Origin of the sequence: Colwellia sp. BRX10-3 (assembly GCF_014077505.1) — a bacterium.
Taxonomy (GTDB): Bacteria; Pseudomonadota; Gammaproteobacteria; order Enterobacterales; family Alteromonadaceae; genus Cognaticolwellia.
The window spans coordinates 12,339-38,854 of sequence record NZ_JACGWA010000018.1; the positions used below are offsets into that span (position 1 = coordinate 12,339).

Below are 26,516 nucleotides of genomic sequence, written 5' to 3' on the forward strand. Positions count from 1 at the left end.
TTGATTATTTACTCAATATGAAGTTTAACAATGGCCATTCGCCCAAGCAGCAGTATCGTCTTCAACAAGGTTTTACCTTAATTGAAGTGATGCTGGTAATTGTCTTGATTGGCGTTATGGTCTCTGCGGTACAATTTACTTTTTCCGGTAATAAACCTGAGCAATTATTAGAACAAAACAGTGCCCGCTTTGCGGGCATTTTTGACGTTGCTGCGGAATATGGCTTACTCAACAATGTTGAATTAGGTTTGTTTATTGAAAAAAATAGTTATCAATTTCTGGGTTATGACGGCGTAAGCTGGTCACCCATTGCTGATAACCCGTTATTTGAAGTTTATACTTTACCTGAAGGTATCGAAATAACGTTGCAGCTTGATGACTTGCCCATAGAAGAACCACTTTTATTCGACTCTGCGTTATTAATCAATGAAGATGAAGCAGACGACTTTACTGACGACCCTAAACAGAAAAAAATTATTCCGCAGGTCTATATGCTCTCAGGTGGCGATATTACTCCCTTTAGCTTAACGTTCTCACTGGCGGAATTTGCCTTTGACGGCGATGAAAATATCAGTTTTAAAGTTTCCGGTATTTACACCACCCCATTAACGATTGAAGGACCATTAGTAAATGATGACTCTCGTTAATTTTTACGTTAAGAAGTTACAAAAAGGATTTACCTTAATTGAGGTCATGCTGGCGATGGCAGTGTTTTCGATTGCGGGAATTGCTATTTTAGGCACAGCAGACACAAACGCGAGAAACTTAGGTTATTTAGAGAGTAAGATTATTGCAAGTTGGGTGGCATCGAATCAGTTAGTTGAAATAACTTTAGATACCTCGTGGCCACCAAAAAACAATAAAAAAGGTAAAGTAGAGTTGGCAGGGCAAGAATGGTTTTGGCAACAAAAAGTGGTAAAAACTACTGACAAAGATATGCGTGCCATTGTAATGGAAGTGCGACTTGATGAAAAAAAATCAACATCACTCACCAGCTTAATGACTTATATTTCTAAGCAAAGCCAATGAAATTTGCTCATAGTAAATATCCTGTTTTAAAAAGCATGACGAGCGTTATGCCAAAGCGAAACCAAGGCTTTACCTTACTTGAAGTACTGATTGCGATAGCCATTTTTTCGGTGATCAGTATGGCAAGTTTTAGCATTTTTGAAACCGTACTCAATAGTGACACATCCACTAAAGCTCGTACCGACCGGATCAATGAATTACAGCGCGGCTTTTTAATTATCGAACGTGATATGTTACAAATAGCACGGCGCAGTGTGCGTTTAAATGGTGAAGCACCACATGCAGGTTTTTTACATACTGATACCGAAAGCTACACCACTAGCGAACAGGCTATAGCCTTCGTTCGTCATGGTTGGACTAATCCGGGATTATTATTACCTCGCAGTGATATGCAATCAGTGGCTTATCAATTAAACGAGAATATTGTTGAACGAGTTCATTTTAACTTTGTTGATGCCGTATTAGGCGAAACGCCAAAAGTTAGACCATTAATTTCGCAGGTAGAAAGTTTAAACTTCGAATTTTATGATGGTAAAAAATGGCAAAAAACATTGCAAGAAAACACCTTGCCCATGGCCATTGCGATTGAACTAGACACTAAAGATTATGGCATTATTCGTCGCCAATTTATTGTTGCCGGTGATAACCTGCAAGATAAGGACGCAAGCCGTGATTAGAACTTTTACAGGAAAGTATCAGTCTAAAGGCGTCGCGTTAATTACTGTTATGCTTATTATTGCGTTAATTGCGATTTTAGCGACGCAAATGACGGCACGATTGCAATTACAAATGCAACGTACGACCAATATAGGCTCAAACCAACAAGCTTATTGGTATGCTATGGGCGCTGAAGCATTTGCAAAAAGAGTATTAATACAATCTTTTGAAGCTGATTCAGAAGTGACGCATTTAAGCCAATTGTGGGCGCAAGGTGAAAATACTTTTCCGGTCGATTTTGGTGAAATTACCGGCGAAATAACCGATTTAAATAGCTGTTTTAACCTAAACGCGTTACGGGTTAACGATGATGACGGTAGTGGTAACAGTAACAACGTTAACAGTGCTAATGCGGCAAAAAAATCTCCAGCGAGAGCCGCTTTTGAAGAGTTATTAATCGCAATGAATATCGAAGGTGTTGGCAGTTTTGAAGCAGAATATATGGCTGATGCCTTAACTGATTGGTTAGACACAGATGGAAGTATTTCAGGTTCAGGCGGCGCTGAAGATAATGACTATGCTTCCAAAGAGTTCCCCTATTTAGCCGCGAATAATTACCTGGCGAGTATGGGAGAGTTAAGAGTTATTGATCATTTTACGGTTAATGTTATTGATAAATTAAAAGACTACGCCTGTATTTTGCCTAATACCAACATGAATAAGATAAACATCAATACCATTGCACAAGATCAGCCTGAAATACTTGTAGCCATGTTAGGGATAAGTCAAAATGAAGCATCACAAGCATTATCTTCCCGTGGAGATGAGGGCTTCAAAAACGTTGATGAGTTTTTTAGTTTAAGTGAGTTAAGTAAAGCTAAAATACCACCAGAGAAAAAACAACTATTTGCCGTTAAAAGTGAGTATTTTAAGCTCAAAACAACCGCAAGTTTTAATAACAGTTACTTTGCTTTGAATACCATTATGAAAGTAGACAATAAAAATAATATAAGTGTGATCAGTCGCATCATAGGACGAGAGTAATGGGTGAAACCTTATTTATCCGTTTAGGCAGCCAAGCTGAAAATAAAATTCACTGGCTGATCAAAACCAACGGACAAGAAGATATTATCGCAAGTGGTGAATTACCTAACGCAGGCGAATTAACGCAATTAACAGAAAAGTCCGCTGCACGAGAAGTGGTGGTTTTTGTACCTGCAAGCGATATTGCTATTAAGCGTTTAAAAGTACCGGGCTCGTCTCAACGCGCTATTCGATTGGCTGCACCATATATGCTAGAAGAAACGCTAGCACAAGATGTTGAGCAACTGTGCTTTGCTTTTAGTGATATAAAGCATGATGAGCAAGGTAATAACTGTTTTGTAGCCGCGCTTGAGCGTAAGCAGCTAGAACTGTGGTTACAGTGGTTGGCTGATGCTGAGATATTCTGTAAATTAATTATTCCCGATGCGCTGGCATTACCCTTTGATAACCAAAGTAGCAGTGCAGTTATGCTGGGTGAACAGGTGTTAATTAAGCGTGGTGAATGGCAAGTTATGGCATTTGAAGCCAATGCTTGGCCCATCATTGCTAAGGACTTTGCGGTTATCGAAGAGAATGAAAATGCCATTATGGCCTATTCATTCTTATCGCAAGTGCCAGCTGATATAAACGTCGAATATTTACCTGAAGAATTGCCTTTAGCTATTTTAGCGCATAATCATTCCCGTAAATTCAACTTATTACAAGGTGAGTTTCAAGTAAAAGAAAAACGCTCAGCAGCCAGTGTTAATTGGCTTTGGGTTGCCGGTATTGCGTGTTTTGCATTGGTGCTTAATTTTACCCTTAAAGGGGCGCAATTATATGGTTTATCTCAACAGCAATCGGTTATAGAAGAAGCCATAATCGCAAACTACAAAGTGGCATTTCCTGAAACTAAGCGCGTTAAAGTATCGACAGTAAAATCACAATTACGACAAAAATTAGCTGAAGTTGGCAACAGTGGTGACGTCGCAGGGTTCTTATCATTATTAGTCAAACTTGAGCCTGCATTGGCCAGCGTACCTGAGATTAAACCCCAAACGTTAAAGTTTGACGGCAAACGCCAAGAAGTGCGCATGCAAACCATCGCTAAAGATTATCAATATTTTGAAAAGCTGAAAGTAGCCCTGGAAAAGGCTGGCTTAACAGTGAATTTAGGCGCACAAAATAATCAAGGTGACCAAATTTCTGGCTCGTTTAGTATTACAGATACCGCATCTAAGGGGCGCTCATGAAAGCTTGGTGGCAACAATTAAATATTCGTGAACAGCGTTTGGTCATGGTAATGTCGGGGGTTATTTCGATATTTATTTTATATGGTCTTATTTGGCAACCGTTAAATGAAAACATTGCCAAACAAAAATTAAAGATTGAACGTCAGCAAGCCTTGCTAACATGGGTTGAAGAAAATACCAAACGCTACCAAGACGCAAAGCGTAATGGTCGCGCAAGCTCAGGTGCAAGTTTGTCGAGTATTGTCAACCGCACTTCTAGAGCTAATAATATAACCATTACTCGCATGCAGCCCCAAGGCGATGATTTGCAGGTGTGGATTGATGAAATATCGTTTAATCAGTTATTAACTTGGTTAGAAAAATTAGCCAGTAGAGATGGTTTGCAAGTGAAAAATATAGATCTTAGTTTAGCTGACCAACAAGGTGTGGTTCGTGTTCGTCGATTACAGTTAGGAAAGAGTTAATGAAAAAGAAGTTTGCTTATACAGCAATTTTTTTCACCGCGTATTGTGTTTTTGTTTTAGCCTTAATGCCTGCAAGCTGGGTGATGTCGCAAATTAAATTACCTAAAAACGTCGCTATTGCTGCGGTTGAAGGTACTATTTGGCATACCCAAATCAAGCAAGTGATGGTTGATGATGTTGTTATTAACCAAGTGCAGAGTTCGTTGTCGGTAATCTCATTATTAATGCTTGATCCTAAACTTGATATTACATTTGGTAATGCTTTGGTTAATGGTCCCGAAGGGCAATTGACCATAAGTGGTTTATTGTCAGAAGTGGTGGTTGAAGATGCGAAGATAAACCTTGCAGCAAATACTGTAGCAACACGACTTAATTTACCCATTGATATTATTGCCCATGAGCAACTACAGCTAAATATTTCGCGTTTTATTATTGGTGCGCCAATATGTAGCGAACTACAAGGTGATTTACAATGGCTTAATGCGGCAATAACTGCATTCGAAGAGAAAGTTCAGCTTGGTGGGCTTTCGGCGAAATTAACTTGCGATAAAGGCGAGCTAATTGCTGAAATCGATCCTAACAATAACTTAGGGCTCACTTACCGAGCGGAGTTAAAACAAGGCGGTCGCTTATCGGGTAATGGTTATTTAACGCCAGGAAATAAATTTCCAGAGAAATTAAAGTCAACACTAAGCTTTTTAGGTAAGCCAGATACACAAGGCAGTTATCGTTTAAAGATATAAACGTGATTGAATTTATAATTTACTCACCTCACTTGAGGTGAGTAATAGACAGAAGCTAAATTACGTTAGATAAAAACTTACCTGCCTAAATACCTCAATAAAAAATTAATTACGCCACTGACTGCTGGTTATCTCTTGGACTAAAACACCATAATCGGTAATTGACGGATAATCGTTAAATACGTTAATTGTTTTTTTACTATCAGGATTTGCCACTGCTAATAAATGGCCAATACCATATTTTTTAGCAGAATCGAGTATCACTAGGCTGTCATCAACAAAAAGTGTGCTTTCTAGTGCAAAACCATGCTTTTTTTGTAAACGTTGCCAAAGCAATTGAGACTCTTTTGTGACGCCAAATTCGTGCGTTGAGTAAAGCGTATCAAAGTATTTATCTAATGCGGTGCACTCTATTTTTAGCGATAAACTATCAGGGTGAGCATTGGTGACAAGCACCACATCACGCCCTGATGATTTTAGCGCGACTAGAAAGTCATGAGCGTCAGTGCGCAATTGAATCAAATGTTGTATTTCACGCTTCAAGTCAGTGATCGATAATTTTGTTTGTTCAGCCCAATAATCTAAGCAATACCAATCTATTGTTCCTGCAACTTTTTCATAATGAGCCATTAAAGATGTTTTAGCCGCGGCTAAGCTTACACCGTGCAATTCACTATAGCGTTTCGGTAAATGGTGTAACCAAAAGTGATTATCAAAATGTAAATCGAGAATGGTGCCATCCATATCAAGTAAAACAGTTGAAATTTTAGACCAATCAAGCATAGGTTTTCCCCTAGAAACACGTTTATTATAGGATTATACCCAAGAGGTTTGGCTGTGTAACCTCAACACGAGATAATAAAAATCAATCATCAGGCTATTTTGTGTTTATCTGTGTTGAATTTTATTTATAGCTAGGAATTACACACATAAATCCGCTTTGATAAACACAAAACTATCAGTATTGAGGAGGAAAATGTTAAGTTCATAGGAACTAGGTTAATGAACTGATAGTGACTGTATCTAAGTGTAATCTCACATCGATTAAACCTAGTTATAGTTATGTATTCAGGGTTATCATGCTATGGTTAAACTTTAGTTTTTCAACATGCATTCACTTAAGTTGTTGCAATAAAGGGCGTTATGACAACAAAAAAAGTACTACCGCAAATTACAGCACGCAAGCAGGTTGCTAAAAGTCGTTTATTTGCGATTGAGCAAATCGACTTAACCTTTTCCAATGGTGAAAAGCGTGAATATGAATGTATGTCTGGTAAAGGCAGAGGGGCAGTCATGATTGTACCTATGCTAGATCAACATACCATGTTACTAGTGCGAGAATACTGCGGCGGCACCCATACTTATGAACTTGGTTTTCCAAAGGGGCTTATTGACGCTGGTGAAAGTGCAGCAGACGCGGCCAATCGAGAATTAAAAGAAGAAGTTGGCTATGGCGCTGAAAAATTAACCTCAATTCATACCGTCGCCATGGCCCCAGCATTTTTTGATGCTAAAATGACCATATTTCTCGCAGAAAATCTCTATGCTGAAAAATTAATAGGTGATGAGCCTGAAGCTTTAGAATTAGTGCCTTGGCCTATATCAGATTATCGTCAGCTATTACAAGAACCAGATTTTAATGAGGCGCGCAGTATAGCCGCTTTGTTATTAGTAAAAGATCACTTAGGAGGTATTTTATGAGCCAGGAAAGGTTATTGTCAATTGCACTCGAAAGTGCCAAAAAAGCCGGTCAAGAAGTCGCGCGCTATTATAAACAAGGCAATTACACCGCTGAGATGAAAGAAGATAACAGCCCAGTAACAAGTGCTGATATCGCCGCAAATGATATTTTAATGGATGAACTAAAAAGGCTAACGCCCGATATTCCTATTATTTCTGAAGAAGTTGGGGCGTTAGCCCATGCACAGCGCAGCAAATGGTCTCGTTATTGGTTATTAGACCCTATTGATGGCACAGGTGAGTTTATTGCAGGTAGTGGCGATTTTGCGGTAAATGTAGCGTTAGTAGAAAATGGTTGGCCAAGCATTGGTGTTATCCATGCGCCAGATCATCAATTAACCTATTATGCCCAAAATAATCTAGGTGCATTTAAAGAAAATGATGCTGGTAGCCATAAAATACAGGTGGCGAAATACGATGGCCACCGCCGTATTAAAGTCGCTATTAGCCGTCGACAAGACATTAACTTAATGGGGCAGTATTTAAATGATAAATACGATTTCGACCATATTGCTTTAGGCAGTTGCTCACTTAAAAATTGTTTAATTGCTGAAGGTGGTGCCGACTGTTATTTGCGCGTTGGTCCTACGGGTGAATGGGACACGGGTGCTAGTCACTGTATAATTGAACAAGCCGGCGGTAGTATTATCGACAGTGAATTTAAGCCATTAACGTATAATCAACGAGAAACTTTGATGCAGCCCGACTTTATATCGTTAGGGAATAAACAAATTCCTTGGCAAGATATTATAAAACCGCACAGAGCAACACGCTAACATTTAATAAAGCCCAAGCAAAAATACCATATGGTTATTTACTTGGGGCACAAAGGTCAAGTGAAAGCCTGACGAATCTGGAGTACATAATGCACAAAAAAGCCTTAATACTAATTTCCTTGCTGTTGGTAACAACAGTAAGTGTACCTGCCTTAGCGGCATGGAAACTTGATAACTCTAATTCTCAACTTAGTTTTATTTCAGTGAAAAAAGCTACTATTGCCGAGAATCATAGCTTTGCAAAACTTGCCGGTAATATTAACGAGCAAGCACAGGTTAACATTAGCGTCGACCTAGCCAGTGTAAATACCAATATTGCAATTCGTGATGAACGTATGAAGAAGTTTGTTTTTGAAAGCGAGACATACAGTACGGCAAATTTCACTGCTGCGCTTGATAAGGCATTGCTTAAAACTTTAGAAATTGGCGAAGATAAAAAAATGAGCATTAGCGGCGCAGTAGACTTTCATGGCCAGCAACAGGCTGTAATTATTGACGTGATTGTTGTTAAGCTAAGCGCAAATAAGATATTGGTGAACACGATAAAGCCATTTTTTATTCAAGCGGATGCTTTTGGTGTAGTAGCGGGCATTAATAAGCTTAAAGAATTAGCTTCGCTCCCGAGTATCGATTATGTGGTACCGGTAAGTTTCTCGGTAACATTTACGCGCTAAGTCCAAACTGAATTGTTCTTTACCAATAAAAAAGGCACTTAACCCGTGCCTTTTTTATTGGACAGAATATTTTTCATCGAACTCTTATCGCTTTTTAAGAGGTTTCTTCAGCGTCTTCTACAAATTGATCTGCCGGTAAAATATTCACGGTTTCATGTAGTTCAGAGTACACTAAAAGCGCAGTGCCTTGCTTTAATTGCTGATGCACTTGGGTGATTTTATCGTTGAGTGATACATCTTCACTGCCATACTCTGTGCCTTCTCTTAGGACAAAATTTTCAATAATGGCACTTAAAGTCTCGGTGGTAAGTTGCTCTAATGGAATAATCATAAATAGCGCTTAAAAAACTCTGGTATACGTTGCTCTAGCCAAAATCTTGGCTTGAATGGGTTTTTACCACCAATGAAGCCGACATGGCCGCCACGAGTACTCACTTCAAAAGTTATTTCTTTTGGCAGGGCACCAACAGCCGTGGTGTTTTCATGGCATAAAAATGGGTCATCACTCGCGTGAATAATTAAACATGGCGTGGTTATCTGTTTAAGCACATCTCGACCACTTGCTTGTTGATAGTAGTCATTTGCATCACGAAAGCCATTAACTGGAGCAGTAACCATTTGATCAAAATCTCGAATTGAGCGCACTTTTTTTAAGTGGTTTCTATCTATATTACTTAGTAAGTTAGCATTTATTTTTTCAATGGTACTCGTTCTTAGCATATCTACTAAGTACTTTTGATAAACACGCGAAAAGCCACGATTAATTCTGTTGCTGCAACTGGATAGGTCAAGTGGTGCACAAATTACACAGGCAACTTGATAGATATTTTGTTTTTGTTCAGCCAAATATTTTGTTAATACATTACCGCCTAATGAAAAGCCTACTATGGCTTTTTTTGCTTCAGGGTAACTGCTAGCAAGGTATTGGCTAAAGTAGTCTACATCGCAAGTTTGGCCGCTATGATAAGATTTCGCCATACGGTTTGGTCGGCCACTGCAACCACGAAAGTGCATTAAAACACCGACCCAACCTTGGGCTTTAATTGCAGACAACATGCCTTTAGCATAATGGCTGTTTTTAGAGCCTTCAAGGCCATGTAATACTACCACAATAGGGCGAGAGCAAGTCGAACTAACCTTTTCAGTCCACGCTAAATCAACAAAGTCACCATCAGGTAACTCTAAAGTTTCATTAGTGGTGTCAATGGTATAACCCCGCCGAAAAAATTTAGCAGCAATGGTTTGTAAGTGAGCGTTTTTTAACCACCAAGCTGGGCTGAAAGAACTTTTGGTAAACATAACGAGGTAATAGTGTGTAATACAAAAAATTTATTGTACGTTAAAACTTTGCTATTGCCCACCGTTAGGCGATGAGTGAACAGCACACATAAAGTTATTCAACAGAGTAGTTAAACAAATTCAGTTATTTCACATCTTCATTAATTTGTTTTAAAAAATAATAAACGTAAAAGCTACAAATTCCTAAAACGGTAGCTAGTCCAATAAATGAAATTATTACTATAGGGTCGTTTAATAGCATATCTACAAAATTCATAACTCACTCCAAAAATATCGAAATAGTAAATAGGTTAGATAGCTATTATAAATAATAATTAGGTATTACTTATTGATTTAGATCACGTTCGTCGTGACTTATGGTGGGAATATTCTGGGTATTAATAGCTATTGTTGCTGACTTAATATTTTATATTTAAGCATACTCAAACGAATATCTATAGATGAAATAGGATTGGCAATACTTGTATAAATGGCAAACAGATAAAAATAAACCCGCTAACATTATGTGCGGGTTTATTTTTGATTTAAGGCTCTACGCTTTAAGGGGTTTCTAAGGATTAGCCTTAAGGTTTTTGTCTTAACTTCAGCTCTCTTTGCTGAATTATTTTGCGATAAATAGCATCCGCTTTTTCGCGACTAGCTGTAATTTGGTCAACCGTTAATTTATGTTCGTCCATATCGCGACTTTTTTCCGCCATACGATAGGCATTTTTAGCGGCAATAATATTCCAAACATAAGACATTTCAGTGCTTTTAGCGACGCCTTTACCTTCAAAGTACATTAGGGCAAGGTTAAATTGCGCTAGCGCATAGTTTTGATCAGCCGCCTTTTGATACCAGCGTGAAGCTTGTAAATAATCACGCTGAACACCACTACCGTTATAAAGCATTACCCCTAAATTGAATTGTGCCCGTGGTAAGTCTTTCTTGGCTGCTTTTTCCATTAATGCATAAGCGCTTTTTAGATCTTTTTTAACCACTTCGCCTTCACTGTAAAGCAAAGAAAGATCGAATAAGGCTTCTGAATAATTTTGCGATGCTGCCAAATGAAATAATTCTAGCGCCTTTGTTGGGTTTTTAAGTACGCCGTAACCGTTTAAATAAATTATCGCCATTTGGTGTTGCGCAGGAGCATAGTCCTCGGCAACTAGAGGCTCAAATTCCGCAATCGCAGCTTTAAACTCACCACGGTTTAGCTCATATATGCCTAAGTCTATATCAGCGCTATATGCAGAGCTTTGAGCCAAAAGGGCAAAGCTGAGTGCTAGTAAGGTCAATTTTTTCATTATAGTGTCCTATATTCTGGTGTTGTCGCCATTCAACGCAGTGACAAAGTGTTCTGCTGCGATTTGTTATACCAAGCTGATTAATTTAGATAAAATAATTAACCCCTTTAGTATTAAGTGTAGCAATAAATTTATAAAGCTTGTGACATTATCTCTTCAATTTGTTCTTCAAGGTCAAGCCATTGCATTTCATGGGCTTCTAGATCTTGTGTCAGCTTCGCTTGGCGTTTAAGTAATTCGGTCAGTTTTGCTTTGTGCTCAGCTTGATAAATTTCACTATCTGCCAGTTTAGCTTCAACTTCAGTTAACTCGTCTTGATTTTTTTGCACTAGTTTTTCGAACTTATCAGCTTGTTTACGCAGTGGTGAGGCTTTCTTACGTAATTCCGCTTGTTCTTTGCGTTGTTGCTTTTTATCTACTTGTGGTTCGCTAACCACTTTGTTCGCCTTCACACTTTGTTTTTTATCATCATTTAACCATTGCTGATAATCATCAATGTCACCATCAAATTCTGTTACATGAGCATTAGCCACGATATAAAATTCATCGACACATGATTCTAATAAATAACGATCATGGGCAATAAGAATAATGGCGCCATCAAAGTCTTGTAGGGCTAAAACTAATGCCTGGCGCATCTCTAAGTCGAGATGGTTGGTGGGTTCATCTAACAATAACAGTTGTGGTTTTTCTAACACAATAAGCGCTAATACCAAACGTGCCTTTTCACCACCCGACATAGTGCCGACTTTATCTAAGGCTTGATCGCCACTAAAACCAAAACGGCCTAAAAATGACCGAGCTTGTAACTCGGTTATATCCGGCTTTGCGCGGGTAATATGCTCAATAGCACTGCTGGGTAAATGCAATTGCTCTAGCTGATGCTGAGAGAAGTAGCCAACACGAAGATCTTGCGCGCAATAACGCTCACCTTTAAGTAATGTTAAATCACCTGCCAGCGACTTTATTAAGGTTGATTTACCTGCACCGTTGCGACCCAGTAAACCAATGCGACTACCGGGTACTAAGGTCATACCAACGTCTTCTAAAATAATGGCTTCATCACTGTAGCCACACTGGCTTTCTTTTAATGCCAATAGAGGATAAGGCAGAGTATCTGGCTGCTCAAAGCTGAAAGTAAATTGGCTATCAACATGTGCTGGCGCCAAATCTGGTAATTTTTGCAGACGTTTTAAACGACTTTGCGCTTGTTTTGCTTTACTAGCTTTAGCGCGGAACCGGTCTACAAAAGAGGTTAAATGAGCGACTTCTTTTTGTTGTTTCTGATACTGGGCATCTTGCTGGGCCAAATGCTCTGCACGTTGACGTTCAAAAGCACTGTAATTACCAGAATATAACTTCGCGGTCTGATGCTCAATATGAAGGATTTGTCCGATAACATCATCAAGAAAATCACGATCATGCGAGATAAGCACTAAGGTGCCAGTGAATCTTTTTAACCAGCGTTGTAGCCAAATTACTGCGTCTAAATCTAAATGGTTGGTTGGCTCATCCAGTAATAATAAATCAGCGCGACTTATCAAGGCTTGGGCTAAGTTTAAACGCATTCTCCAACCACCGGAAAATGATTTAACCGAATTGGCTAGCTGCTCTTGTACAAAACCTAAACCGTGTAATAATTCGCCTGCACGTGCAGGTAAACTGTAGCCATTAACAGTGTCAATTTGGTTGATAATAGTCGCTTCAAGAGTACCGTTGTCGTCGGCGCGCGCTTGTTCTAATTTGGCTTCTAACTCACGATATTCAATATCACCATCCATAACATAATCTAAAGCTGATCGGTCTAGCGCTGGCGTCTCCTGCTTAACGGTGGCAATTTTCCAGCTTGAAGGCATTGAAAGGTTACCCATATCGGCAGGTAGTGCGCCCAGTAAGCTGGCGAATAAAGATGATTTACCACAGCCGTTTGCCCCAACAAGCCCAACTTTATGATTTGGATGTATCGTAAAACTTGATGATTTTATGAGGTATTTTGCGCCTCGGGCTAAACTTAAATCTGTGGCTATGATCATTTATCGTTACTCATTTTAATGCAGGTCGCTATTGTCGCTTTTCCTTAGGGGGTAGTTCAAGGTAAAATAGAAGCACTGAGCAGATATCTTGCTAAAACGAATGAAAAAATTTAACAAAACTAAATAAAATTGAGTAAATAAGTGAAAAAAAGATTTATAGCAGGAGCAATCTGTCCAAAATGCAAGGCAATGGACACCATGGGACTAACCAAAGAAAACAGCGTCGAGACAGTAACTTGTGTTAGCTGTGGTCATCAAATGGCGCAACCAGAAGAGCATGTGGAGCAAGAAGTAAGACCAAACGAGCAGGTCATTGGTATTTTTAAACAAGATTAAGTGCTAAACGATATATTCAAATAGCTTATGTTGATTTGAATCGGCTATGGCGTTTAGGGCAATGGGAGCTGTTAGTAAATCTTTGACAAATGTTGCTGGCTTAATTTTTTTGGCTCAGCCAGAAATTTCCGAACAGCAGTGATTAAATACCTTTGCTTAATTAGTATTAGTTATTAAGTTATGTACGGCAACATCACAGGATAGACCCATCATTAACTCATAATACTAAAATAATATGAGTCACTATTTCTATAGCCATCGACGAACGTTAGTTGAATATAGTTTATATTCACTTGGAAGTGCGGTTGATAAATGATCTTCCTCTGCAAGTGTTTGCTTGTGTAGTGTATATAAACCAATAATTAGGCAAACCAAGGTAAAAACGGAAGGCAATGCTAGGAAGAAACCCAGTTGAGATAAAGCGACACTAGTAAAGATGGGGTTACGAGAATATTTGAAAAAGCCATCTGTAATTAATTGTTCAGGACCTTTGGGATCTATACCCGAACGCCATTTTTGGCTCATGCTAAAGTGAATGATAATGGTTAATAAAAAGCCGATAGTTAATAAAACATTACCAGATATCAACATAGGCACATTCTCTAAGCTCGGTATTATGCCTAAATAACCATCAATATCTGGAAAGTAAAATCTGAGCACACATACCATCCAGATAGATACTCTAAATATCCGAAATGTCATGTGATTCCACCAGTTAGAGCAATAGCGCTCTCCGGGGAATACTAACTCAATATTGGTGCTTTTTTTTGCGCTTATAATTCTAATGGTATAAAAGAATGCGACAGAAGAATAAAAAATGGCTAAATATAAACGCGTAAACTCTATTATTGCAGATGTATTCTCGGGAGAAATCATAAATTATTAATATTCATTTAAGTGAGTACTGGTGTTACCAATACCCGGTTAACGGGCTAAACGTAGTTTTTTAAAAATTGAGCAGCGCCAATAACTAATGTATTGAGTTCTTTTATATCACTTTTATATACAGTAAATTAAACATTTACTTATCTAAGTAAGTTTAGCTTTAGGCTTTGCAAAGAAAACAAACGGCAAAGCCAGTGGACCGAAAATAGCGCCCATTATAGCCCAATACCTAGCGTTGGAGCCTTTTGATTTGGCTACGTAATAACAAACAAAAATACACAGTACATTTAAAACGAGTAAAGCAATCATATAAAATTCCTTTTAAAAATTAATCAGGTAAGAATATAAATTTAACACAATATACTAGGTAAACAAACGCTCATTTAGGAGAGTAGAAAACCGAAAAGTGCTAACTAATCGCTATTCATTTCTTTTAAAATAGAAAAACACTCTTCATAAAATTCAGTGCTCTAGCAGTGATATACCTTAGTTTTTTTTAAATTTAATTTAAGAAGGGGTAGGGCGTGAAAATAATGTTATATCGAAATTAATCCACAAATTTATTTACTTACTAATATTTGAATAAAAACGGGGCTGTTTTATTAGCCCGTTATATTTAATTAATAGACTTAATAATGTGGCGGTGGCGGCTCTATTTCTTCTTTGCCTTCCTGTTCCGGCGCGTTATCTTTAATTCTATTGGCAATTAAAGCTACTTGATGTTTAAGTTCAGCAAGTTGGCTTTGATGTATCGTTATCTCATGGTTTAGTTGTTCGATTATATCGTCTTGAAATGCATTGCGAGTTTCAAGCGTTTCAATTGCTTTGGTTAATTCAATAACTGATTTCACGGTTTATTTACCTGCCATAATTCGGCGTATCCAGAAGAGCTTTCGGTGATTACCTGGTTATTATCTCTAAAAGCGACACTATAAACAACTGCTCCAGCGGGTCTAATATCGTCACGTGGCAAAACTCGCCAGCTAGTTAGACGTTCGCCTGTAGCAATATCCCATAGGCTAACCTTGCGAGAAGGTGCACCCGTTAATAGCTTAGTACCATCAGGTGAAAATTGCACTGCACTAAAAATCTCTTGGCGATTAAAGTATTTTAACTTGGAAATTAACTTACCGGTTTTTAAATCCCAAATATTGGACGATTTTTTACTGTCAGCAGTGAAGGCATAGCGACCTTTGGGGTCAAGTGCCACCATGGTCACGCGACTAGGGTGGTTAAAGCGGTAAATAACTTGTCCTGAAACGGTATCCCACACGTAGGCAACAAAATCATTAGAGCCAGAAATAGCAACACGACCATTAGGTAACATGTCTACGGCATTGATTTTTTCTTGATGACCTAAAAATTCTAATCGTCGACCGTTGGCAATAGTAATGTGTACTACTTTACCGTTACTTTGCCCAACCAGTAGATAGTCACCATTATTTGCCACGGCTACATCACGAATTGTCGATTCTGTGATCGACCAAAACCCTTCTGATTGGCCATTTTCTATATTCCACAATGAAAAGTCATGGCGGTTAGCAGTAATGGCATGGCTGTTATTATCGGCAATATCCACCACCAATACTAAATTATCAGCGCTACTTTGCTGTTGCGACCAATTATATTTCAGGGAGTTATTGTCTAAATCCCACAAACTAATGCCGTGATGAATAGATGAAACCACACTGAATTTAGCGTCATTAGAGATATCAGCCGCGTAGGCTCCCTCTACTGCATGTTGCCACCTTTGTGCTGGCTCTTGGCCTACAGGCTGACAAGCAGTTAGCAATGCCAATAAAAACAGCAGCTTGGCTTTAAGAATAGTTGAGTTACAGTTTAGCAAAATATTAATACTTTTTTCTTAGGTCATTTATCGTTAGTATAAGCCGCATTGTTTCACAATTCACACATATTTAAATGACTTAGCGGGGATTTCTGGCTAAGTAGTAAAACGGAGATATAAATGAAATTTTTTAAACCAACGTTAGTCGCTATTGCTTTATTATCAGTAATGGGTTGTCAAGAACCAGTTAAGCAAGAAGAAAAAGCGGTTGCGCTTGATACAGAAATACAAAAACAAGCCTACGGTTTAGGTGCTTCGATTGGTATGTACATGGAACGTAATTTAGAAGAACATGATAAATTAGGCTTAACTTTAGACAAGTCGCTTATTATACGTGGATTTACCGATAGCATGGACGGTAACTCTCAAATAGAAAAAGAAGATATTCAAGCGTTGTTGATGAACTTAGATCAAGCAATGAAAGCAAAGCAAAAAGAGCAAGCCGCAGTGAGTTCAGAATCAAGCTTAGCTGAAGGTCAGGCATTTTTGGCGGAAAATGCTAAAAAAGCAGGTGTTCAAGTTACTGAATCTGGCATTCAATACGAAATTCTAACAGAAGCCGAAGGTGAGAAACCTGCCGCTACTGATACCGTGAAAGTTCACTACCATGGCACATTCCTTAACGGCGAAACTTTTGATAGTTCATACGACCGTGGTGAACCTGCAGTGTTCCCACTTAACCGTGTAATTTCAGGCTGGACCGAAGGTGTACAGTTAATGTCGGTAGGTTCTAAGTTTAAATTTACTATTCCTTCAGACTTAGCTTATGGACCAAATGGTAACCCACCACGCATTCCGGGTAACTCTGTACTACAGTTTGATATTGAATTATTAGAAATTCAAAAACCAGAAGCTGCAGCAAAAGTTGGCGATAACAAGTAATAACTTACCTGTTGTTGAATAACAAAAAAACCAACCTTAGCGGTTGGTTTTTTTGTTTTAGAGCATTGTTTTAAGTTGGTATAAGGTAAATTGAACGTTTATTTCAGGCAATAAAAAAGCCTTACCGAAGTAAGGCTTGAAATGCTCGCTGTGTGGTCTAGTAAACTAGCTTCTTTTTATTTATTTCTTTATTTTTATTATTGTTTTTCTTTAGCGCGGGACATTTATAGCAAAGGCTTTTTCTTCGTGCAACAACTTTAATAGAGCATATATTCCACGAACTTTTTCGTATAAGGCGTGTAAAAATAGGCTGCTATCAACCAGTTTTTTCAGTTCTAACAGCATATCAAGTGCAAAGTTTAATTTTCAACCAGTTTACATTTTTTTAAAATAGGTAATTAAATGTAAAAAAGTTTACCTATCAAGTTCTAACGTAACTAAGGCCATATTTTATAGAAATCACTAAAACCATCTAGGCTGGTTTACCACTTTGGTGATTTATGAAATACATTGCCTATGTTCTTAATGGGGTTGGTGGAAAAATAAACAATTTTATTTTTTATTTAAAATAAATTATCTTTATTTAAATTGATTTAGATAATGAATGTGCTGTTTTATTAAGCTAGAGGTCTTTGTTTTTTTGTTACATACCCTATCGTGTTTTAGGCTGATTTTGCCATAGCATCTTCTTGATAGCACAAAATAACGGTTAATTTGCAAAAAATTTCAATATGAATGCCATGAACGAGCGTAGATTTGATTTGGAAGATAGATCAATAAAATTTGAAGTGTTAGAATGCGCGCATATTATTGCGGAGAAGAATTTTCATGACTGAATTAAAGAACGATACGTATTTGCGTGCGCTATTGCGCCAACCTGTTGATTACACTCCTGTTTGGATGATGCGCCAAGCCGGTCGTTATTTACCGGAGTATCGTGAAGTACGTAAAGGCGCTGGCGACTTTATGTCGGTATGTCGTGATGCTGATTTAGCATGTGAAGTAACCATTCAGCCATTACGTCGCTTTCCACTTGATGCTGCTATTTTATTTAGTGATATTTTAACTATTCCTGATGCTATGGGCTTGGGTCTGTATTTTGAAACAGGGGAAGGGCCTAAATTTGAACGCCCAATTACTTGTAAAGCTGATATTGATAAAATTGGTATTCCGGATCCTGAAGGCGAATTGCAATACGTTATGAATGCAGTACGTACCATCAAGAAAACGCTGAACGGCGATGTACCGCTTATTGGCTTTTCTGGTAGTCCATGGACCCTGGCCACTTATATGATTGAAGGTGGTAGTTCAAAAGCTTTCACTAAGATCAAAAAAATGATGTTCGCAGAGCCACAAACTTTGCACTTATTGTTAGATAAACTAGCCGACTCAGTTATTTTATATTTAAATGCCCAAATTGCTGCCGGTGCTCAATCGGTAATGGTATTTGATACTTGGGGCGGAGTTTTGTCACCTCGCGATTATAAAGAGTTTTCATTGCAGTATATGGCGAAAATTGTTGATGGTTTAACGCGTCATAACGATGGTCGTAAAGTGCCAGTGACATTATTTACCAAAAATGGTGGTATGTGGTTAGAAGACATCGCTGCAACAGGTTGTGATGCTGTAGGTCTTGATTGGACAATAGATATTGAAAATGCCAAAGCACGTGTTGGTGATAAAGTGGCGCTGCAAGGCAATATGGACCCGTCAATGTTATACGCACCATTGCCGCGTATTGAGCAAGAAGTATCGAAAATACTAACAGGTTTTGGTGAAGGTGGTACAGGCCATGTGTTTAACTTAGGACATGGTATACATCCGGATGTGAACCCAGATCATGCGGGTCACTTTATTGAGTCGGTTCATCGTTTAAGTAAGCCGTATCATCTATAAGTAATTATTCATAAAAGATATTGTTTACCTCTAGTTTGAATAAAACGACTTAATTTATTGAATATAAAGGAGCTTAATGCTCCTTTTTTTATTCGCTAATATTATGATGTAAATTATTTCACTAATAAGACGTTGCTGAGCATTTTCTGATATGGATATTAGTTTCAATTTTGTCTTTGGTTAATGCTTTTAGATTAAGGTATGCTTGAGGTAGAAATTGATTTTAAAAGGATAGAACAATGACGACAAATACAAACCTTATATCTACATTATTGATTACCGTGTTACTCAGTGCCTGTGGCAGTAGCTCAACAGAAAAAGAAGAAGCTAAAGACGCGCAAGCTATACAGGATAATAACACTCAGCAGGAAGCCACTAAGCTTGTTGCTACGCCGATAAATGCTAATGAAAAATTAAAAGGCGACAAGATGGAAGAGTTAAAAGATAAGTTGAAGGATGAATCTGGAGAGTGGCAACGTGGTCGTGTGCAGTTTTTAAACTTAGAAGGCGGCTTTTACGGCATTATTACTGATTCAGGTAAAAAAATATTACCGATGAATATGGCAAAAGAGTTTGCGCAAAATGGTGCTATTGTTCGCATTAAAGGCAAAGTAAAAAATGTTATGACCATTCAACAATGGGGCACACCTTTTACTATTACCGAAATAGAGCTGATAACACCGGGTAATCAAGCAAATGAAACTGAGATGTAAGTATAATAAGATTTAATGACAGATTAGCGACAAGTTAGTGGCTGGGTAAATAAGGTTAAGGTTTTACCGCTGCTGCTAACTTGAATTTGATAAAGGTTTCGGTATTGCTTTTCGGTAATATCATCCACGGTTAACTCACTAAGTAATGCCGATAATTGTGGCGTGGTATTGCTATGACCCACCACTAAAACATTTTCTTTTTGTTTGAGTAACTGCTGTGCAAACTGGTTAAGTTTTGCTGGCGAATATTGTTTTATTGCCAGTTTTTGCTGTTTAGCAAAGGGGGCGGCTGTTGCCATAGTGCGTTGGTATGCTGTGCTATACACATGTTTGATTTTTGTATGTTCAAGCATGTTAGCAATTTGTTTTGCTCTCAATTTACCGCACTGGGTCAATTTAGGATCATCTTTTACCGCTTGCTTTTCTGCATGGCGAACTAAGTAAATGCTAAAACTATCATCGGCGAGTGCCGGCAAGACAAAAAAGCTTAGGGCTACCAGTAAACTATATTTCATAACTTTTCCGTTTTGGTTTAAATAAACACATTTCAGAGCGGGAAACATTAGAGAAAAAGGGCAAAGTTGTTAATAATTTCACCCTTTTATTTGCATTTAAAACAGTCGGTTTAACCCGTTTAATGCCGCTACCCTGAATGCTTCTGCCATTGTTGGATAGTTAAAGGTAGTTTCAACAAAGTATTCAATGGTATTGCCACCGTTAGTTTGCTGCATGATGGCTTGACCGATATGAATAATTTCTGCGGCATTTTCACCAAAACAATGAATACCTAATATTTCTTTGGTTTCACGATGGAAAAGAATTTTTAACGAGCCGACTAAATTATTAGATATTTGTGCGCGGGCTAAATGTTTAAACTGCGCACGACCAACTTCATAAGGGATTTTTGCTTCGGTTAACTCTTGCTCGGTTTTACCGACAGAACTGATTTCTGGAATGGTATAAATACCAGTTGGAATATCAACAGTCAGTTTTGCATTGCCATCACCGTTTAGCATTGCGCTGGCGCAAATTCTACCTTGATCAAATGCGGCACTGGCCAAACTTGGATAGCCAATAACATCACCAACAGCAAAAATACCATCTACATCAGTTTGGTAGGTATCGCTAACTTTTAATTGCCCACGACCATCCGCTTTTAAACCAGCATTTTCAAGTTTTAAATCGGCTGTATTACCGGTACGACCATTGGCAAATAGTAAACAGTCAGCGCGCATTTTCTTACCAGACTCTAAATGCACAATAACTGAATCTTCTTTGGTTTCGACACGCTCAATTTGCTCACCGTGGCGAATAACAACACCGTTGTTCCACAAGTGATAACTTAATGAGTCTGACATTTCGTCATCTAAAAATGATAGTAAGCGATCACGGGTATTGATCAAGTCTACTTTGACCCCTAAGCCGCGAAAAATACAAGCGTATTCGCTACCAATAACACCTGCACCATAGATAATTATTTGGCGTGGAGAATGTTCAAGCGATAAAATACTGTCTGAGTCATAAACTCTAGGATGCGTGAAATCAACATCGTCTGGATGATAAGGGCGAGAGCCTGTGGCTATTACTATTTGTTTTGCTGTAATGGTATCGATTGTGCCGTCAGTGCGTAATACTTGAATGGTATTGGCGTCAACAAACGAGGCTTCACCGTAAAAGTGCTCAACTTGGTTGCGGTTATAAAAGCCGCTACGTAAATTGACTTGTTTTCGAATAACTGCCGAGGCGTGACTTAAAATATCCTGAAAGGTTAAATGCTTGGCGTTTTGTCCAGCATTAAACAATGGATTGGAGTTATATTCGATAAGTCGGCTAACTGATTGGCGTAGCGCTTTCGATGGGATGGTACCCCAATGAGTACATCCGCCGCCAACATGATGATAGCGTTCAATAATAGCAACACGCTTATCTCGCTTAGCTAAGTTCATCGCAGCGCCTTCACCACCAGGCCCTGTGCCTATAATTATGGCGTCGAAATCGTAGCTTTTAATTGAACTTTTTGCTTTTTTAGTCTCGGCTTGTGCTTGTTTACTCAACGGTTAACCCTTTAATTCCTGCTTCAATGGAAAAATTTTAGCAGGAATCAAATAGAACGTAACTGTTTTTATGCGAGTTTTTCTACCATGTTTTGCCAGCTTCGCTGTTGTTCCGCTAATCGGCGCTTAATTTCTTGGTATTGAGCCATCACTTCAGAGTTCTCGACATCGGCCATTAATTGGTCACGCTTAGTGGCTAATAATGCTTTACGCACAGCATAAAACTCGTTGATCTTATGAATAAGCTCATCATATTCATGCTGTAATCTTTCTAATAGTTGCTCGGCGTCAGGGTGGGCAGCTAACTTTTGCTGACTACGTAACAAAATCATCGATAAACGCGCTTTCTCTATTTTATCTTCTGGTGTTGTGCGTAACTTTGAAGTTAGCTTTAAATGCTCACAACCTTTAATTAGCCACTTAGTCGGATCAAACTGCCACCAACGAATACCATTACGATAGTCGTTTTCAAATATATGATGATAGTTATGGTAACCCTCGCCAAAAGTAAAAAAGGCTAACACGCCATTATCGCGAGCTGTATTTTTTTCAGTGTAGGTTTGCTTACCCCAGATGTGCGCTAATGAATTTATGAAAAATGTGGTGTGATGACTTAACACTAAGCGCAAAAAGCCGAGTAATAGTAAGCTGTTGATCATATCACCGTGCCACAAGCCAAATAAAATTGGTACGCCGAAGTTCATTAATATGGTCAGTAATAAATAATGTTTATGTTGCCAAACAACAATGCTGTCTTTTTGTAAATCGCGCACATTGCTGTAGTCGTTATATTGCTTAGGTTGGTGATCTCTTAGCATCCAGCCAATATGAGAATGCCAAAAACCCATTTTTGCCGAATAGGGGTCAACATTATTTTTATCGACATGTTTGTGATGAATTCGATGATCTGAAGACCAATGTAAAGCGCTATTTTGTAAGGCAAATGCACCACCTAACGCGTAGATCAGTCTTAAAGACCAATGCGCTTGATAAGTTCTATGGGACCAAAGACGGTGATAACCGGCAGTGATCGACATGCCACAATAAATAAAGCAAATAGTTGCTGCGGTGATTTCTGTGGCATCAAAGCCATGAGTAAATGCACGATAAGGCACTGCGATTGCAGCAAATAAAAAGGTAATGCTAAATACAAATACATTTAACCAAATAATAGGTGGTTTTTTCATTAATTATCCATCTAGGGGCTAAGCACCAAAAAATATTTCGGTGTACACATGTACGCTATTCTATCTTTACTCGATGCTGAGTCAAGTGCTGATGATTAATTATTCGAGTTCATAAGCATTAATATTCTGGCTATTACTGGGCGATTAACATCAATTTACTAGTATTGTTAACTATTTTCAGTATCATATCAGCCTAGTTTTAGCGTGAAATAAATATTAGGTGTACTGGCGATGAGTGGTATTCGAGCACTTCAAAAAGAAAAAACGCGTCGTCAATTAATTGATGCTGCTTTAGGGCAACTCAGTAGTGAACGTAGTTTTTCTAGCTTAAGCTTACGTGAAGTAGCAAAAGAAGCGGGTTTAGCGCCAACCTCATTTTATCGCCATTTTTCTGATATGGACGAATTGGGCTTAACTTTGGTTGATGAAGCCGGTTTAACCTTGCGTCAATTAATGCGACAAGCTAGGCAACGCATTGATAAAGGTGGCTCAGTTATCCAAATTTCTGTGCGTACTTTTATGGAGTTTATTGAAAATAATGGTAATATTTTTCGTTTGTTATTACGAGAACGTTCAGGCACATCGCCGGCATTTCGTGCTGCGGTTAATCGCGAAATTCGTTATTTTACTTTAGAGCTTTGTGATTACTTACAACAAGCCAATAAGCTTGATGCAGAAGTGGCTTATCTACAAGCCAATGCTGCCGTAACTATTGTTTTTAGTGCTGGCTCTGATGCTTTAGATTGTGATAAAAAAGATTTAGCTCAATTAGCACAACGAACAATTAAACAGCTGAGGTTTATTGCTCGTGGTGCATTTGAATTTGGCGTACGCAATGAAAACCGCAGCCTTAAAGTTAAAGGCGAGACAAAATAACACCTGTTTCTACGTGATGGGTATAAGGGAATTGGTCGAATAGCGCAAAATGCTCAATTTTATGGGTTTTTACTAGTTCAGTTAAGTTATCACGCAGCGTTTCTGGATTACATGAAATATAGATGATGCGCTCAAAACGACTAACTAGCTCAACACTATCAGGATCAAGACCGGCTCTCGGTGGATCAACAAGCACGGTTTGATAATTGTAGCTGGTTAAATCAAAGCCTTCTAAGCGACGGAATACACGTTCGCCGTTCATTGCCTGACTAAAGTCTTCACTCGCCATTCTTACAATATCAACATTATCTAATTTGTTAGCTGCAATGTTAATTTGTGCTGATTTTACTGACGTTTTCGATATTTCTGTACCTAATACCCGATCAAAATTTTGTGCTAACGCAATACTAAAATTGCCATTGCCACAATACAGCTCAATTAAATCACCACCGAGGTTTTTAGTGGCTTGTTGAGCCCAAAGTAACATTTCTTCATTTACCTTGGCATTAGGTTGTGTAAAGCTGTTTTCAACTTGTTGGTAATGAAAATCTTCACCATTTACCGTCAAGGTTTCCATAACAAAATCTTTGTCTAATACCACTTTTTGTTTGCGAGCTCTGCCAATAATATCAACGGGCGCTATTGCAGATAAACGCACTTTTAATTGCTGTGCTTGTTCAATCCATTGCTCGTCTAATTGTTTGTGGTAAAGCAAGCTAACTAATACTTCGCCACTCAGTGTTGATAGGAAATCAACTTGGAATAAACGTTGGCGCAGTACATCGTTATTTTTTATGTCGGCTAATAATGCGGTCATAAATTGATTGATAAGCACACTGGCAACAGGAAAGTCATCCACCTTATATTTTTCTTTTGTCTCACTATTAAACATTATGTAATAGAGATCATCACCTTCATGCCAAACTCGAAACTCAGCGCGCTGGCGGTAATTTAAAGTCGGCGAGGGGAATATTTCAAATGTTGGTAAGTCAAATTGAGCAAAAGTGGTGGTAATATTTTGCTTTTTTTCGTCAAGCTGCTGTTGATAATTATCGGGATGAATGTGGCTAAACATTGAAATACCTTATTGAAAATGGGCATCGCTAATTAATGAGGCGGAAATTCTAGCGAGTGGCCAATTCTTGTCTACTAAATAATGGCTGTATTCTAGAAGAATTCGCTTTTTAAGCATAGTCTTTAGTCAGACTAAATAAGATTAATTATCAAGAGGTATACATTTATTACGTTAGAAGTTGCCGAGTGAGTTATTTCGATGAGTTTATAAATGGATTTACGCGAAAACTTAAGAGTGGAGGTATGATATTTGGTTAAGTGAGTTTTTTACATGAAGCCAATTGACTATATGATGGTCAACGCCCACTAGCCTACTTTTACGTGTTGAATTATCTTCAACAACTTGTAGCGCACGATACTCAAGTAAAGCGTCCCATTGCTTAACAATACGTTAGCGAGTTTACAATGAATACAAATTTACTGTGCTTTTAAAGAACTTGCCAATACCAGGGCCAGAACGCAATTCACCTGTTCTTCGACCTAACTTAGTGGCAAATTCCCACAATGGGTTGTAACGATAAGTACCTTCTAAGGTATAGATTTGTGATTATTGTTTGTTACCAAAGTCAGTTTGATGTTGAAGCATGATGACGAATGTTTAGATACTCTTTAAGATAAAGTAAATAAGCACAGTTAGGACTTACCAGATATAAAAATGCCACTCACTTTTCAGTGAATGGCATTAAAAACTAACTATATGAAACTTAATAATGAACTTTATGCAGAATTTTATTCAACAATTTGCTCTGGTCGTTCTTTAGCTTCGCGAACTTTCAACGTTCTTTGTTGAAATTCACTATCATTTAATGACGAAACGGCTTCATCGGCATCTGCTGCTGATATTTCAACAAAACCAAATCCTCGTCTTTTTCCTGTATGTTTATCTTTCATCAATCTTACTGATTGAACTTGACCATATTCGGAAAACAACTCTCTTACTGCGGCTTCATTAGCTCTGTATGGTAAATTGCCTACATAGAGTGTGCTGATGCTTGTGTCTGCTTCTTGTACATTCGTTTCGGCTTTACCAATTAAGGGCGCGATAAATGCACAAACAAAAGCGATAACTGCAACGCTCATACTGGTAAGTTCGACTACATTACTGTTAGCTATAAAATAGATAGCAACAGAGAATACTAACGCAACAATTAGCGTTAATGCTTGGGGAGACTTCATAATGGATACCTAATTATTATTTTATAAAAACTTAAATTGCAATTCTATGTTACCCACCTTTTGGTAATGTGCAAGAATAAGTGTGATTTTTATGCAATTTAATCAGACAAGTATCCATTAACACAATTAACAGATACGTTTATCACTTCATAACCAATAAAGAATGGGTTATTTAGTTAACTATTCTTCTCTGATGTTTTACATAGTCACCTTATCTATATAAAGGAAAGAGGAAGGAAAGTTTCAAACCTTATAGTTCATCAATAACAAAATATACGCTCTCATGTGACTTTTTATATTAGCTTGAACGCTATTTAAACTCCCTTAGCTCAATAAAAACACCAAGTGAGCAAATAAAAAGCAAACAAACCCTTATTCGCAATTAAATGCTATTTAGGTGTTGACGTGAAGCCAAAAATCTCTAAAATGCGCTCCAGTTCCAAGGGGTAACCCCAACGAGCTGTTTTAATATGTTATCTAACGCGGTTTAGGCCAGTTTGATTAACTTAACGTTTTAAACTGGTTGGTTTTGAAAGTTTCAAACTTTTAAAATAAATTTAAATAAAACGTTGACATTAAAACTCAGGTGCGTAGAATGCGCATCTCGCTTCAGG

At 38.2% G+C, this 26,516-nt stretch carries 28 protein-coding genes; 15 read left to right on the plus strand and 13 right to left on the minus strand.

Translation table 11 applies throughout. The features are described from left to right. Nucleotides 1-17: 17 nt before the first annotated feature. From gspH to H4J38_RS15920, 7 genes are read left to right on the plus strand one after another with little or no spacing between them, the layout of a single operon-like run. Nucleotides 18-647, plus strand: coding sequence for a type II secretion system minor pseudopilin GspH (gene gspH, locus H4J38_RS15890; RefSeq protein WP_182133288.1), 630 nt, complete (start codon nucleotides 18-20; stop codon nucleotides 645-647). After that, complete coding sequence (gene gspI / locus H4J38_RS15895) at nucleotides 631-1,029, plus strand: type II secretion system minor pseudopilin GspI (protein WP_182133290.1); 399 nt, start codon at nucleotides 631-633, stop codon at nucleotides 1,027-1,029. Before gspH ends, gspI begins: the two co-directional genes overlap by 17 nt. Continuing rightward, nucleotides 1,026-1,706: a type II secretion system minor pseudopilin GspJ gene (gspJ, locus tag H4J38_RS15900; RefSeq protein ID WP_259365539.1), complete on the plus strand. Its 681-nt coding sequence runs from the start codon at nucleotides 1,026-1,028 to the stop codon at nucleotides 1,704-1,706. Before gspI ends, gspJ begins: the two co-directional genes overlap by 4 nt. Then, nucleotides 1,699-2,730: a type II secretion system minor pseudopilin GspK gene (gspK, locus tag H4J38_RS15905; RefSeq protein ID WP_310733490.1), complete on the plus strand. Its 1,032-nt coding sequence runs from the start codon at nucleotides 1,699-1,701 to the stop codon at nucleotides 2,728-2,730. The genes gspJ and gspK overlap by 8 nt, the downstream gene beginning before the upstream one ends. After that, nucleotides 2,730-3,962, plus strand: a complete 1,233-nt coding sequence (gene gspL, locus H4J38_RS15910; RefSeq protein ID WP_182133294.1) for a type II secretion system protein GspL — start codon at nucleotides 2,730-2,732, stop codon at nucleotides 3,960-3,962. The genes gspK and gspL overlap by 1 nt, the downstream gene beginning before the upstream one ends. Then, complete coding sequence (gspM, locus tag H4J38_RS15915; RefSeq protein ID WP_182133296.1) at nucleotides 3,959-4,426, plus strand: type II secretion system protein GspM; 468 nt, start codon at nucleotides 3,959-3,961, stop codon at nucleotides 4,424-4,426. Before gspL ends, gspM begins: the two co-directional genes overlap by 4 nt. Continuing rightward, on the plus strand, nucleotides 4,426-5,169 hold the full coding sequence (locus H4J38_RS15920) for a type II secretion system protein N (RefSeq protein WP_182133298.1): 744 nt from the start codon (nucleotides 4,426-4,428) through the stop codon (nucleotides 5,167-5,169). Before gspM ends, H4J38_RS15920 begins: the two co-directional genes overlap by 1 nt. 105 nt (nucleotides 5,170-5,274) lie before the next feature. On the opposite strand, the gene yrfG is transcribed toward H4J38_RS15920, so the two are convergent. Further along, nucleotides 5,275-5,952, minus strand: coding sequence for a GMP/IMP nucleotidase (gene yrfG, locus H4J38_RS15925; RefSeq protein WP_182133299.1), 678 nt, complete (start codon nucleotides 5,950-5,952; stop codon nucleotides 5,275-5,277). Nucleotides 5,953-6,312: 360 nt separating this feature from the next. Here yrfG and nudE point away from each other — a divergent pair, with 360 nt between their 5' ends. From nudE to H4J38_RS15940, 3 genes are all read left to right on the plus strand, one after another. Continuing rightward, a complete protein-coding gene (gene nudE / locus H4J38_RS15930; protein ID WP_182133301.1) occupies nucleotides 6,313-6,870 on the plus strand; it encodes an ADP compounds hydrolase NudE in 558 nt (185 codons plus the stop codon). Beyond that, nucleotides 6,867-7,685 carry a 3'(2'),5'-bisphosphate nucleotidase CysQ gene (gene cysQ, locus H4J38_RS15935; protein WP_182133303.1) on the plus strand — a complete coding sequence of 273 codons (819 nt, stop codon included), beginning with the start codon at nucleotides 6,867-6,869 and terminating at the stop codon, nucleotides 7,683-7,685. The genes nudE and cysQ overlap by 4 nt, the downstream gene beginning before the upstream one ends. An 89-nt stretch (nucleotides 7,686-7,774) precedes the next feature. After that, nucleotides 7,775-8,359 (plus strand): YceI family protein, encoded by a 585-nt coding sequence (locus tag H4J38_RS15940; protein WP_182133305.1) that lies wholly within the window; start codon nucleotides 7,775-7,777, stop codon nucleotides 8,357-8,359. 94 nt (nucleotides 8,360-8,453) lie between these two features. On the opposite strand, the gene H4J38_RS15945 is transcribed toward H4J38_RS15940, so the two are convergent. The 4 genes from H4J38_RS15945 to H4J38_RS15960 form a co-directional block, all read right to left on the minus strand. Next, nucleotides 8,454-8,690, minus strand: a complete 237-nt coding sequence (locus H4J38_RS15945) for a YheU family protein (RefSeq protein WP_182133306.1) — start codon at nucleotides 8,688-8,690, stop codon at nucleotides 8,454-8,456. Further along, entirely contained in the window at nucleotides 8,687-9,658 is a 972-nt protein-coding gene (locus tag H4J38_RS15950) for a hydrolase (RefSeq protein ID WP_182133308.1), read from the minus strand. The genes H4J38_RS15945 and H4J38_RS15950 overlap by 4 nt, the downstream gene beginning before the upstream one ends. Nucleotides 9,659-10,221: 563 nt before the next feature. Further along, the gene (locus tag H4J38_RS15955) at nucleotides 10,222-10,944 is read right to left on the minus strand and encodes a tetratricopeptide repeat protein (protein WP_182133309.1); all 723 of its coding nucleotides are present in this window, start codon (nucleotides 10,942-10,944) and stop codon (nucleotides 10,222-10,224) included. Between the two features lie 131 nt (nucleotides 10,945-11,075). Further along, on the minus strand, nucleotides 11,076-12,977 hold the full coding sequence (locus tag H4J38_RS15960; protein WP_182133311.1) for an ATP-binding cassette domain-containing protein: 1,902 nt from the start codon (nucleotides 12,975-12,977) through the stop codon (nucleotides 11,076-11,078). A gap of 141 nt (nucleotides 12,978-13,118) precedes the next feature. On the opposite strand from H4J38_RS15960, the gene H4J38_RS15965 reads away from it, so the two are divergent. Further along, complete coding sequence (locus H4J38_RS15965) at nucleotides 13,119-13,313, plus strand: YheV family putative zinc ribbon protein (RefSeq protein ID WP_182133313.1); 195 nt, start codon at nucleotides 13,119-13,121, stop codon at nucleotides 13,311-13,313. A gap of 249 nt (nucleotides 13,314-13,562) precedes the next feature. Here the strand turns inward: H4J38_RS15965 and H4J38_RS15970 are convergent, their stop codons facing one another. The 3 genes from H4J38_RS15970 to H4J38_RS15980 form a co-directional block, all read right to left on the minus strand. Beyond that, entirely contained in the window at nucleotides 13,563-14,015 is a 453-nt protein-coding gene (locus H4J38_RS15970; protein ID WP_310733491.1) for a methyltransferase, read from the minus strand. Between the two features lie 812 nt (nucleotides 14,016-14,827). Continuing rightward, the gene (locus tag H4J38_RS15975; protein WP_182133317.1) at nucleotides 14,828-15,049 is read right to left on the minus strand and encodes a SlyX family protein; all 222 of its coding nucleotides are present in this window, start codon (nucleotides 15,047-15,049) and stop codon (nucleotides 14,828-14,830) included. Beyond that, complete coding sequence (locus H4J38_RS15980; RefSeq protein WP_259365540.1) at nucleotides 15,046-15,996, minus strand: WD40 repeat domain-containing protein; 951 nt, start codon at nucleotides 15,994-15,996, stop codon at nucleotides 15,046-15,048. Before H4J38_RS15980 ends, H4J38_RS15975 begins: the two co-directional genes overlap by 4 nt. 168 nt (nucleotides 15,997-16,164) lie before the next feature. On the opposite strand from H4J38_RS15980, the gene H4J38_RS15985 reads away from it, so the two are divergent. From H4J38_RS15985 to H4J38_RS15995, 3 genes are all read left to right on the plus strand, one after another. Continuing rightward, a complete protein-coding gene (locus H4J38_RS15985; RefSeq protein ID WP_182133319.1) occupies nucleotides 16,165-16,926 on the plus strand; it encodes an FKBP-type peptidyl-prolyl cis-trans isomerase in 762 nt (253 codons plus the stop codon). An 828-nt stretch (nucleotides 16,927-17,754) separates the two neighbouring features. Then, nucleotides 17,755-18,822 carry a uroporphyrinogen decarboxylase gene (gene hemE / locus H4J38_RS15990; RefSeq protein WP_182133321.1) on the plus strand — a complete coding sequence of 356 codons (1,068 nt, stop codon included), beginning with the start codon at nucleotides 17,755-17,757 and terminating at the stop codon, nucleotides 18,820-18,822. Nucleotides 18,823-19,061: 239 nt separating this feature from the next. Next, on the plus strand, nucleotides 19,062-19,535 hold the full coding sequence (locus H4J38_RS15995; RefSeq protein ID WP_182133323.1) for a hypothetical protein: 474 nt from the start codon (nucleotides 19,062-19,064) through the stop codon (nucleotides 19,533-19,535). A 23-nt stretch (nucleotides 19,536-19,558) separates the two neighbouring features. Here the strand turns inward: H4J38_RS15995 and H4J38_RS16000 are convergent, their stop codons facing one another. The 3 genes from H4J38_RS16000 to H4J38_RS16010 form a co-directional block, all read right to left on the minus strand. Further along, nucleotides 19,559-20,050 carry a histidine phosphatase family protein gene (locus H4J38_RS16000; protein ID WP_259365541.1) on the minus strand — a complete coding sequence of 164 codons (492 nt, stop codon included), beginning with the start codon at nucleotides 20,048-20,050 and terminating at the stop codon, nucleotides 19,559-19,561. Between the two features lie 96 nt (nucleotides 20,051-20,146). Next, a complete protein-coding gene (sthA, locus tag H4J38_RS16005; RefSeq protein WP_220465587.1) occupies nucleotides 20,147-21,589 on the minus strand; it encodes a Si-specific NAD(P)(+) transhydrogenase in 1,443 nt (480 codons plus the stop codon). 68 nt (nucleotides 21,590-21,657) lie between these two features. Continuing rightward, nucleotides 21,658-22,776: a fatty acid desaturase gene (locus H4J38_RS16010; protein WP_182133327.1), complete on the minus strand. Its 1,119-nt coding sequence runs from the start codon at nucleotides 22,774-22,776 to the stop codon at nucleotides 21,658-21,660. A 231-nt stretch (nucleotides 22,777-23,007) separates the two neighbouring features. Here H4J38_RS16010 and fabR point away from each other — a divergent pair, with 231 nt between their 5' ends. Then, nucleotides 23,008-23,652: an HTH-type transcriptional repressor FabR gene (fabR, locus tag H4J38_RS16015; protein ID WP_182133328.1), complete on the plus strand. Its 645-nt coding sequence runs from the start codon at nucleotides 23,008-23,010 to the stop codon at nucleotides 23,650-23,652. On the opposite strand, the gene trmA is transcribed toward fabR, so the two are convergent. Together trmA and H4J38_RS16025 are read right to left on the minus strand one after the other, a co-directional pair. After that, on the minus strand, nucleotides 23,633-24,727 hold the full coding sequence (gene trmA, locus H4J38_RS16020) for a tRNA (uridine(54)-C5)-methyltransferase TrmA (protein WP_182133330.1): 1,095 nt from the start codon (nucleotides 24,725-24,727) through the stop codon (nucleotides 23,633-23,635). The genes fabR and trmA overlap by 20 nt on opposite strands. A gap of 728 nt (nucleotides 24,728-25,455) precedes the next feature. Continuing rightward, nucleotides 25,456-25,902 carry an RNA-binding protein gene (locus tag H4J38_RS16025; protein ID WP_182133332.1) on the minus strand — a complete coding sequence of 149 codons (447 nt, stop codon included), beginning with the start codon at nucleotides 25,900-25,902 and terminating at the stop codon, nucleotides 25,456-25,458. Nucleotides 25,903-26,516 lie beyond the last annotated feature (614 nt).